At 40.4% G+C, this 10925-nt stretch carries 7 protein-coding genes and 1 pseudogene; 2 read left to right on the plus strand and 6 right to left on the minus strand.

Annotated features, from left to right (window positions below):
* Positions 1–205 precede the first annotated feature (205 nt).
* The 6 genes and pseudogenes from CHU92_RS04575 to CHU92_RS16075 all read right to left on the minus strand — a co-directional run.
* Positions 206–4120, minus strand: coding sequence for a beta strand repeat-containing protein (locus CHU92_RS04575; protein ID WP_129583008.1), 3915 nt, complete (start codon positions 4118–4120; stop codon positions 206–208).
* Between the two features lie 145 nt (positions 4121–4265).
* Positions 4266–5453 carry an OmpA family protein gene (locus CHU92_RS04580; protein ID WP_094413064.1) on the minus strand — a complete coding sequence of 396 codons (1188 nt, stop codon included), beginning with the start codon at positions 5451–5453 and terminating at the stop codon, positions 4266–4268.
* A gap of 11 nt (positions 5454–5464) precedes the next feature.
* Positions 5465–7807 carry a T9SS type A sorting domain-containing protein gene (locus tag CHU92_RS04585; protein WP_129583009.1) on the minus strand — a complete coding sequence of 781 codons (2343 nt, stop codon included), beginning with the start codon at positions 7805–7807 and terminating at the stop codon, positions 5465–5467.
* Positions 7808–7817: 10 nt separating this feature from the next.
* Positions 7818–8003, minus strand: coding sequence for a hypothetical protein (locus CHU92_RS04590; RefSeq protein WP_094413068.1), 186 nt, complete (start codon positions 8001–8003; stop codon positions 7818–7820).
* Positions 8004–8158: 155 nt separating this feature from the next.
* Complete coding sequence (locus CHU92_RS04595; RefSeq protein WP_094413070.1) at positions 8159–8917, minus strand: response regulator transcription factor; 759 nt, start codon at positions 8915–8917, stop codon at positions 8159–8161.
* A gap of 201 nt (positions 8918–9118) precedes the next feature.
* A pseudogene (locus CHU92_RS16075) lies at positions 9119–9218 on the minus strand (IS1595 family transposase); the annotation flags it as partial.
* 420 nt (positions 9219–9638) lie between these two features.
* Here CHU92_RS16075 and CHU92_RS04600 point away from each other — a divergent pair.
* On the plus strand, positions 9639–10286 hold the full coding sequence (locus CHU92_RS04600; protein WP_094413072.1) for a queuosine precursor transporter: 648 nt from the start codon (positions 9639–9641) through the stop codon (positions 10284–10286).
* Complete coding sequence (locus tag CHU92_RS04605; protein ID WP_094413074.1) at positions 10279–10836, plus strand: DNA-3-methyladenine glycosylase I; 558 nt, start codon at positions 10279–10281, stop codon at positions 10834–10836. Before CHU92_RS04600 ends, CHU92_RS04605 begins: the two co-directional genes overlap by 8 nt.
* Positions 10837–10925: the final 89 nt, after the last annotated feature.

Consider the following 10925-nt stretch of genomic DNA (forward strand, 5'->3'; position numbering starts at 1 on the left):
TCAACCCTTTTTTATTTAACAAATAAGTTTAAACCACTTCAACTTTATAAATACATTTTTATGATGTATTTGTTGAGAATAGCAAATGAATGGAAAGCATATTAAAAAAAAAATGCTTTTTGACATATCTCGTTTTTTACTTAAAAATAAAAACTCTAGACTGAAAATACAATCTAGAGTTAATAAAATTTTGGTAACTAAACAATTAATCTAATCTAACAATTAGAAAAGCAGGATTTCCATTGTTAGGTGTTTTTGTAATTCTAGTTCCACTACTAATAATAGCTCTCATTTGTACTTGAAAAGAAGTAGTTGAAGAAGTAAAAAAGGCAGTTGCAGAAACATTTGCTTGTCCACTATTATTATTAGATGGCATTGCTAAACCAATATTTCCAAAACTAGTATTACTTGTATTTGTCCATACATATCCCATAGAATTTATATCTGAAGCACTATCAAGTCTGATTGACCCAAACAAGCTGTAAGTACCATTTTGAGGCAATGTAATTGTATCCGTATTTACACTTAATCCATTCTCTCCAGTTGCATTTGCCCAGGTTATGGTATTTGTATTAGCAATGTTGGATTGTACAGTATTTTGAATACCAAATAGATAACCTCTTCCGACAGGTAACTCATCTACAATCAAAACGTTACTACTAAATGATGTATCAGCATAAATCCCTTCTCCTTTATCTCCCTCTGTATTTACTATTCTCAAGGTAACTATTTCATCAGTTGCACCAACCGTATATACACCTATAGCTGGAACACAATTAGACGAACTAATAGAATTGCCAGCACCCATTGACAATCCAGTTGAAGAGTTTGGCAGCTTAACATTTGAACTATTTCTAAATTCGTAAGACACCCATTGCTGATTAACAGCTGCTTGTCTATTAACCACTTGAGCAAACAACCTGTAAGTTTTTCCAGCCCTTAAAGTAATACTACTTCCACTAATGGATGCTCCCGAGGCATTTACTTGAGTAAAATTAATTTGAGTGTTGCTACCTCCAAGTTGGCTAGAAGTAGCCTGTGCATATAAGTGATGGAGAGTTGTAGGTATCTCTTCAATCATCAAAGTTGAAGATCCAAAGGCATCACTATACGTATTTGCAATAACACCACCAGAATTGACAATAACTCTAATTTGTTCATCAGTACTCCCTACTGTGTAAATTCCTGCTGCGGCTACTTCAGAGGTAAATGAACTATGATTTACGGCAACAACCCTTCCATTATTTGAAATAGAGTTGTTGGAACTATTCACAAATCGATATGACATCCACCGGTCATTTGTTGGATAAGTAACATTGGGATTCGTTCGTAATTGCGCGTACAATCTGTACTTCTTTCCAGCTTTTAGGGTTATTACACCGGAGCTAATAGTAATCCCCCTGCTGGAAGAAGCAGTAAAAGGGACAGTTTGACCAGCGGATAAACTGACAGTAGGCGATGATGCAAGTAAATAATCAAGCGCGAATGATTCTGCACTAAATGTACAATTCGGAGTGGTAGCAAGGGAGTAGTTATTTGTTCCTGCAACAGTTGGGGTTCCGCTTGCTGTTAAAGTTACGGATTGCACTCCAGTAGAACTGAATGAACCAGAGGCACTCCAAGTAATACCATTTACAACTGCAGTAGATATAGTATAAGAACCAATTGTCGTTACTGTTGCATTAATGACCTTTGTAACACCACTAGCAGGAACACCAACGACTAATCGACCTGTTTGTACTCCTGAGCAATTATATGATGAAACTACTGATGTACCGTTACTTGTAGGATCAGTAACTGTTCTAGTAAAACTACAGTTGGGTGAAGTGTTTAAGGTAAAAGAATTACTGCCAGCGTTTGTAGGAGTTCCCGTTGCGGTTAACACTATGGTCTGTGCGCCTGTGCCAGTAAAGGTACCGGTACCTGTAAAGACAACTCCATTGGAAGTAGCCGTGATATTATAGGTACCAACCGTAGTCACTGTAGCGGTAATAGTTTGTGTTACGCCCGAAACCGTTGTTCCCCTAACCAACGATCCTGCAGAGGCAGTATTACAGGTATAAGCGGACACTACAGCTGTACCATTTGAAGAAGCAGAAATTGTTGTTCTATTGAAACTACAGTTTGGTATAGTGTTTAAAGTAAATGCATTGGTGCCTAAAGCGGTTGGCGTTCCTGTTGCCGTTAATACTAATGTTTGTGCTCCTGCATTAGCAAATGTACCAGAAGCTCCAAATGTTACCCCATTAACCGGATTTGTTGCAATGTTGTAAGTACCCGGTGTAGTAACATTTGCTGTAATAGTTTGAGTTACTCCAGAAACAGCACTATTAATTATTAAAGCACCTGTAGAACCTGTAGAACAGTCATAAGAGGAAACTACAGCTGTACCATTTGAAGTTGACGGAACAGCAGTAGCATTACAAAACATTAAACCATGCCAGTTACCTCCTGGAGAAACTACACGCGTAATTGTAATAGTATCGTACTGACTGCTTGAACTAACATTAAATACTAAACCTACTCCAGTTGTAGTAGTTGTATTATTAATACTACCTGTATTACCCGATTGAGTTGAAGTAAAATTAGCTGTACAAGTACCTCCAAATGGAACTAATTGTATCGGTACTGCTACTCCAGCTAAAGTTGCAGTAACAGTATAACCTTCTGTATTTTCAGAGCTTTCATTGTTTATTCCATAAATTTGAACGTTTTTTAAAGGCACACTAAAAGTATAAGTTGCACTTTGATTATTGAATAAAGAAGTAAAACTACCAGATGGAGAAATACCACACTGTGAGATAGTTGAGCCCGAACCACTGTCAGTAGAAGTGGTCTTATTCACAGTAACACTTGTGCTTCCAACAGTTACAGTACTTGGAAAAGTACCTATTGACGTTGAACATACAGTAGAGGTAAAGACTTCACCTGTTGAACGTGTGAAACTACAATTTGGTGTAGTATTTATTGTAAAAGTATTAATGCCAGCTGTTGTTGGGGTTCCAGTAGCAGTAAGCGTAATATTTTGAGAGCCAGTTACTGCAAATGTACCTGAAGCGGCAAAAGTAACCCCGTTTGCGGTAGTGGTCGAAATACTATAAGTTCCAACCGTTGCAACTGTTGCAGTAATTACCTGAGTAACGCCAGATACTGCAGTACCTGCCGTCATTGTACCAATAGCAGTTCCAGAACAGTTATAAGCAGATACTACTGCAGTTCCACCTGAGGAAGCAGAAATTGTTGTTCTATTGAAACTACAATTTGGTATAGTGTTTAAGATAAACGAATTACTGCCAGCGTTTGTAGGAGTTCCCGTTGCGATTAACACTATGGTCTGTGCGCCTGTGCCGGCAAAAGTACCAGTACCTGTAAAGACAACTCCATTGGCTGTAGCCGTGATATTATAGGTGCCAACGGTAGTCACTGTAGCGGTAATAGTTTGCGTTACGCCCGATACAGCCACTCCGGCTACCAAGGTACCCGCAGAAGCAGTCGAACACGTGTAGGCGGAAACAATGGCCGTTCCACCCGAAGAAGGATTACCCTGTGTAGTGCGTGCAAAAGAACAGTTCGGTATGGTATTTAAGGTAAACGTATTGCTGCCAGTATTTACTGGAGTTCCAATAGCCGTTAGTGTAATGGTTTGTGAACCCAAACTTGTAAATGTACCTGAAGCAGAGAAAACCACACCATTAGCAAAGGTATTCAATGAATACGTACCCAGCTGTGTCACCACAGCTGTGATGGTTTGGGTTACGCCGCTCACGGCTACACCCGCACTCAAGGTTCCCGTAGAACCCGTTGCACAGTTATAGGAACTCACCACAGCGGTGCCATTTGTTGAGGGTTCAATGTTGGACCCGTTGCTCAAACAATTGGTCCAAGCCCCGTCCTCATAAGCCTTGATACAATTGGAAGAGATATCATAAATGATCATACCATTTACAGGGTTGGTTATGGCTGCTGTATTGCTTACACGGGTTATTACAAGTGCTTTATTGGTACTCTCGAGCTCTAAAGCTGAACTCGTTCCCACCGTGGTGGGATTATCTCCTATTTTCACTTGTGCCGAACTGTGGAGCCCAACAAACAGCATCACAATAAATAATAGTTTATTCATAAATTTAGTGTTTAAAATGTTATTTTATAATTTCAACTGTTACCCGCCGGGATAAATCAAGGCCAACTTTATTATTAGCCGGGAAAGTCCTGTCCACTCCCTGACCGCCAATGTTTATCCGCTCGGGAGCAATACCGGCAGCCGTTTAGAAATTCTTTAATTTCTGTGCCCTGCGTTGAGATAAGTCAACATTGGCAGCTTCATCACCCCTAAGGTCAGCATAACCCACCAGTTTTATTTTTGCCTCAGGATGCTGCAGCAGGTATTTATAAATAAGCATGACGTTATGGGTAGAGCCCGAATTTGGGGTGTCCTTATTTATATTAAAATAAATGCTGAGGTAACCTTTTTCTATCAGGGCAGCCAGAACTTCTTGTGATGATGCGTAGTTAGAGTTTCCACCCTCCCCGGAAATATAATTTTGGTCAATGCGTATATTACTTTTTTCACGCTCCAGTTCATCTGGGACTCCATTCCTGTTAAGGTCTATGTATTTGCCCCTTGTATCCACCGCTACACCGGCGGGGGTATTATTTTCCTGGTCCAGATAATCCGGCACACCGTCTTTGTCAGTATCGTTCATCAATGTTTCAATTTCATCCAGGCGCTTACGGGCCTCATCATCAACATTACTGATATTTTGCGCCGAAACATACCAGTCGGCATGCGCTTCTTTGTTGCCAAAGTAAAAGTTTAGGCCTAAGGAAGTATGATAAAACAGTCCGGTAAGGTTATTGCTTTTAGCTGAATAGGAACCGTCCCAGTTCAAATGCTGCCTCACATTGGACACCGCTGAGAAATCGCCTGTCAGCGCCAGCCACTTCGTAATACGGAACTGGGGGGTTAAGCCAAGAATAAAACCACCGTTATCTTCATTAAGGGAACCTGTCACAGGATTGTCTGCATACATTTTTGCCACCTGCACGCCGCCATGGGCCAATAGCCCTATACGTTTGGTAAATGTTTCAAACCTGAGTATCCGCGCCAGGTTTACTACCCCCTGCAGGCTTAGATTGTAAGCCTTGGTTTCAAAAGGCAGTGACCCACTGCTCCCATCGTCAGTAAATACATCATATCCGCCGCTGAGTTTTAACCCAAAGCGGTCAGAAAACATGTAGCGTACGCCGGCATCGAAATGGTTGACACCCGAAAAATTGAAATAATTGTTCGGATTTGCAGAGTAATACCCTTCTGAAAAAGGACGGACGGCCTTGTTTTGCCCGGCCAGCACCTCAAAGGACCAGCGGTTATATAAAGAATCTTTTTGAAAAGCAGATTTTTGTGCCCAATGATGGTGACTTAAAAAAAGAAAAAACAAATAAAGGTATCGCATAGAATTTATGTTTACTGATTCATAAGTTTCCGGTTGGCAACTACCCCGGATGATAATCTGATTTTGGCCACATAAACACCCTGTGCATGATGAAAGGGTTTTTGAAAAATGGCAGCATTTACATTTGTGTACTCAACCACTTTACGGCCGGTTAAATCAAAAATGACTATAGATTCTATGGACTCATTAGACTGCGCGTATAATGCTGAATCTTTTATATAGCTTACAACTTTAGATGATAGTTCATTATCAGGGACAGACAAAACTGTTTGATAAACTATCCTAAAACGGGTAGCATCTGCAGTAACAGACTGAACAAAGGTATAAGGCCCACCCGTAGATAAATTGTGATAAATACCCAATAAACTATCAAAAAGATATATAACAACAGAACCATCGGCAAAAACGCCTTCATGGTTAGCCAAACTTATTTGTAGCGTTTCCGCAGAAGGCTGATCAACTTGTAGGGGAACCTGATCGCCGATTTCAAATGAAGGGCGGGTTTGGATAGCATATCGCGAGGTTCCTATTAAGGATGTCAAGGAAGAAGTTGTAGCCCCTCCCAGTTTTAAACTGTCATAACCTGAATCTTCACCCAGCGTGGCATCGGCAGAATAGGATATTAAAGTCTGGCAAAAAGAACCGTTACTGCCTGTTAAATTTAACCAGTATCTGTCAGAGGGGACGTGCCTGAAAAAATTATCATTGCCGGTTAACTCCCGCAAACAGTTGTTCAGGTTCAGTGTGGTAGCTGCCGGGGTTATACTCCGCATCAGTACCGATTGCATGGAGGCTATTTTACCATTAGGTACCTGACAGCCGGCACAGGCAGCCACACCCCCGGAATAATTCCAGGTGGCGAAATCAGCATTATTGTAGTTTGAACCCGAATTATTCCACGAGGCACGTGGAGTAGTGTGCGTCCAATAGTAAAGAGTCTTACGCATTGTTGTCCCAACAGCATCCAATAGTTTTTCCCCGCTTATAGCGCAGGGATAAGGATTTCCCAGAAAAAACCAGCCATTGGCGGGAACAGAAACAGGAACCAACCCATTATTCGTTGTACCGGTTGTCCGTATATGCACAGGGTACATCTCGGTAAACCAGGTACCCGGGGCGGTACTGGTAGCATAGGGGGCTTGGGAAGCAACCGTAGCAGACAAACCTTTTCCTATGGGAACGTTAGTTGCGTTGGCAGCAACATATGCGTTACCCGCCGCATTGTATGTCAGATATGAAAAAAAGGCAGATGCCGGATAAGTGCCAAAGTTACCGTTTACCGCAGTAGTTAATGGGCTGGTAAGGTTAGCCATGTAAACCGACATACTATTTACCGGGCTGCTCAAAAAAACATAATCAAGCCGCCGCATAGGGTTTGTAACTTTGGTCAGCTGTATTAATGGTGCCGCCGCGCTGTCATCACGTTGTACGAGGCTGGCTTCACCGGACATAACTACCTTTCCGCTTCCGGTAACACCATACACAACATCCAGTACTTCTCCATCAGAAAGTATAAGGTCAGCATTCAACACCAGGGAATTACATTGTAATGAACCGGAATAGGGGGCGTTAATGACAACAGCGTCGGACAAGGTAGGGACCGGCCCATCCCAACTGCCATTCCAGGTACGGGTCAAGCCTGAAGGGGTTGCCAAAGTATAGCAAACCGGATTCTTTGACCCTAAAGAGAAGTAGGAATATAAGGACAGATTAACCGCCGCATTAGAGGAAATACTACCCGAAGTTAAAGTGCTGGCACCTCCGGTAAAGGATGTTGCGTCAACTGTAGAAGGTATTTCGTTCCAAGAACTACCATCCCAGCCCACTATGGTTAAACGATTTAAATTTCCACCTGTCAATGATGAAACATCACTTGTATTTCGCCATGAAACAGATACAAAAGCCGGCTGGTTACCAACCACATGCCAATATTCTACAGAAGAAACAGCATTGATGCCAGGTGAAAGAGCAGCGCCAATACCTGATGGAGAGGTATAAAAGTAGGCCGCACGGGTTTCTGTACTTGCAGAAGAAGCAACCCGTACGGGAGCTAATATTCCCGCCTGGCCCACCGGTAAATCAAAAGCAGACGTACCGTAAGTAGCGGCATAACCGTCAACAAAATGTGTTGGAGAAGCTCCGGAAGTGGTAACACCGGGACCAAAAGCAAGAACACCGGGACCCGTGCCCCTGGCTGTTACCGTGCTTGCACCTGCAGGAGCAAAATAGTAAACCCCGGAAGATACATATACAGAAGTCCCGCCATGAATATACATAGAACCCCCATTATACATCTGACCGCTTACTATATGGAACCCTAAGAAATAAGCAATTATACACACCAGATATCGCATAACATAAATATTAACGTTTAACATATTTTTTACAGCAATAAAACCCATACCAGACCCCCGCTGCCATCAAGACAGGCAACATGGGCAGTGGGGCCTCGGGTACATCGGGCTCTGGCGGATCTGGCAACTCACCATCATCCTGCGCATTAACAATAGATATGAGAAAGAGAAAGAATAAGAAAATAATTTTTTTCATATACCTTGACAATTAAATAAAAGCTAATGGATAAGCTTACTGAATTTCACCTGTCAAAAGTAGAATATGAAAAAAGTAAGTATGTGCTAAAAAGACTACTCAGATGCTTAATCTGAGTTTAAATTGCTGAAAATAATATACCCCTTAAAGAAAGGCTATAAATACTTGTTCTTAACAGACATCCACTTCCTATAATTTTCGGGGCTTTTCCCTGTTTCACGTTTAAAATGACTAGAGAAATTACTATGGCTCTTAAAACCAAGTTCATAGGAAATTTGTGTGATTGGCATATCCGATTCGACTATTAGGGATGTCGCCTTTTCAATTTTACGCTTAATGATGTATTGCGTGGGCGTATACCCCAGATATTCCTTAAAAACCTTTATAAAATACTGTTTCCCCCAACGTGTTAACGTAATTAAATCTTCCAGTACTATTTTTTCATCAATATTATCATGAATGTAGGTAATGCATTTTTTCAGGATAAATGGGATTTCTGAATCTAATGCTACGCCGGATTGCCGGGCTACATCAATTTTTCGGTGTTTAAAATTATTAAGCACAATAGAGACGGTAGTAACTAAATCTTGTGTTTTAAAAGGTTTTACAATATAACCATAAGGCCTGGATTCTTTAACACGCTCAAGGGTAGCTTTATCAGAATAAGAAGTTAAATAAATAAAAGGAATCTGGTCTTTTTCTAATAAATACATGCCTAATGAAACACCATCCTTATCTTTCTTCAGATTAATGTCTATTATCACTAAATCAATCGTGTGGTGTTCCAGATATTCAATCGCTTCTTCAACGGAAGAAATATTCATTACAGATTCATAGCCCTCTGCCTCTAAAGTCTCTTGAATATCTAACGCGATAACTAACTCATCCTCTACAATCAGTACTTTTGGCACCATATTAAAAAGTGTTTGTTAAAATTACCAAAAAATATTGACACGATTAAATTAACAGTAAATCCTCTTTTAAGAGATTGGGTTCTAATAAATTGCAACATAATAAACTTTATGAATGCTAAATAAAAACAAAATTAATTTACACCATTATCCATAACAATTGACATACATTATCGAGTCCGCTACCTGGGTTAGATACTTACTGTGACCACATTTTCTACCAAGAATAGCCATTATTCCATTTCAATTCAGATAAATATTTTTTATAATCCTCATAGGATTTAAAGCGTTCAGCGAACCCTATAAGGTTTTGACCCTAAAAATATCCATATTTCCATAACTTTTGAATGTTTTAAAGATACTGTAATTAAATGCTGGCATCTACACATTTAAAAACCAGCCCTAAGCGGGCTGGCTGAAAATAACATAAATGGGCCCCCTTAAAATCAATAATTAGTGAACATCCAAATCGTATTATTGAAATAACCATTTATGTGAATATAAAGTATGACAAAATAAATTAAAAGGAAACATAACCACGTGCTGAATAGTCACCTGATGTGCTAAATGTGATTTAAAATTTATACTGTAGCCAAATTTTTTTATAAGCAGGTAAATAAAATATTCCAAGATTGATAAATATATAATACGTAACCAAGTTTATACTTTGTTCAGCTGCGGCTTATACTAAAATGTCTTACATTTGGATTTTTTCACGTTGCCAATGCTACAAACCAAAAAAGAAACCTTATACATAATCCTGGCCGGGATTTTCATAACAAATGCTATAGTCGCAGAGCTTATCGGGGGTAAGCTTATTTATGTAGGCAGTGTCCCTATGAGCGTGGGCATCTTGCCCTGGCCGGTAGTATTCCTGACAACCGACCTCATCAATGAATACTTTGGCGAAAAAGGTGTACGCAAACTCTCATTTATTACCGCAGGGCTTATTGCTTATTGCTTCATGTTGCTGCTCCTGGCAATTAACATCCCTGCTGTAAACGGCATGGGTGTAGCGGACAATGCCTTCAATGCCGTATTCGGGCAAAGCATGTGGATTATAATTGGCAGTATAACTGCGTTCCTTGTTTCACAGCTTATAGATATAACTATTTTCCATTTTGTAAAGAACCGCACCGGCAAAAAAATGCTTTGGCTGCGCAGTACGGGTTCCACTGTAATTTCGCAATTTTTTGATAGCTTTATAGTCCTTGGGATAGCTTTTTGGATGACAGGGCAAATGGATACACAAACCTACATATCATCAGGCCTTACAGGCTATTTTGTAAAGCTGGGCATTGCCATACTGCTTACCCCGCTTATTTACCTGGCACATGCACTTATTGACAAATACATACACAAAAATGAATAAAATTGTAAGATGCGGCTGGTGCAAAGGCGACCCGCTTTATGAGCGCTATCATGATGAGGAATGGGGAAAACCGGTATATGATGATGAAACATTATTTGAGTTCCTGCTGCTGGAAACATTCCAGGCCGGCCTTAGCTGGATTACCATACTGAGGAAGCGCGAAAGCTTTGCTGAAGCTTTTGATAACTTTGATTATAAAAAGATTGCTGCCTACAACGATGATAAGATTGAAGAATTACTGCAAAATACCGGAATTGTTCGTAACAGGCTCAAAATCCTGGCTGCCGTAAGCAATGCGCAGGCTTTTATAAAGGTACAGGAAGAAACCGGCTCCTTCTCTAAATATTTTTGGGGCTTTACGAATGGAAAGCCTGTTGATAATAAACCGGAATCACTAAGCCAGGTGCCTGCCACTACTCCCCTTTCTGATGCTATAAGCAAGGACATGAAGAAACGGGGATTTAAATTTGTAGGCTCAACCGTTATTTATGCACACATGCAGGCCACGGGAATGGTGAACGACCATATACTGGAATGTTCTTTCAGATAATCAGACTATCAGATTTTTAGATTGTCAGAACATAGTATTTACTAAACAAAAAAGAAGCCGTCTCAATACTTAAATTTTGAGACGGTTTT

The organism is Flavobacterium cyanobacteriorum, from assembly GCF_002251835.1.
In the GTDB taxonomy this organism is placed as follows: Bacteria; Bacteroidota; Bacteroidia; order Flavobacteriales; family Flavobacteriaceae; genus Flavobacterium; species Flavobacterium cyanobacteriorum.

Bases quoted from the DNA above. Each gene is read 5' to 3' on its own strand.
- CHU92_RS04575 (WP_129583008.1), bottom strand. From the start codon at position 4,120: ATGAATAAACTATTATTTATTGTGATGCTGTTTGTTGGGCTCCACAGT.
- CHU92_RS04580 (WP_094413064.1), bottom strand. From the start codon at position 5,453: ATGCGATACCTTTATTTGTTTTTTCTTTTTTTAAGTCACCATCATTGG.
- CHU92_RS04585 (WP_129583009.1), bottom strand. From the start codon at position 7,807: ATGCGATATCTGGTGTGTATAATTGCTTATTTCTTAGGGTTCCATATA.
- CHU92_RS04590 (WP_094413068.1), bottom strand. From the start codon at position 8,003: ATGAAAAAAATTATTTTCTTATTCTTTCTCTTTCTCATATCTATTGTT.
- CHU92_RS04595 (WP_094413070.1), bottom strand. From the start codon at position 8,917: ATGGTGCCAAAAGTACTGATTGTAGAGGATGAGTTAGTTATCGCGTTA.
- CHU92_RS04600 (WP_094413072.1), top strand. From the start codon at position 9,639: ATGCTACAAACCAAAAAAGAAACCTTATACATAATCCTGGCCGGGATT.
- CHU92_RS04605 (WP_094413074.1), top strand. From the start codon at position 10,279: ATGAATAAAATTGTAAGATGCGGCTGGTGCAAAGGCGACCCGCTTTAT.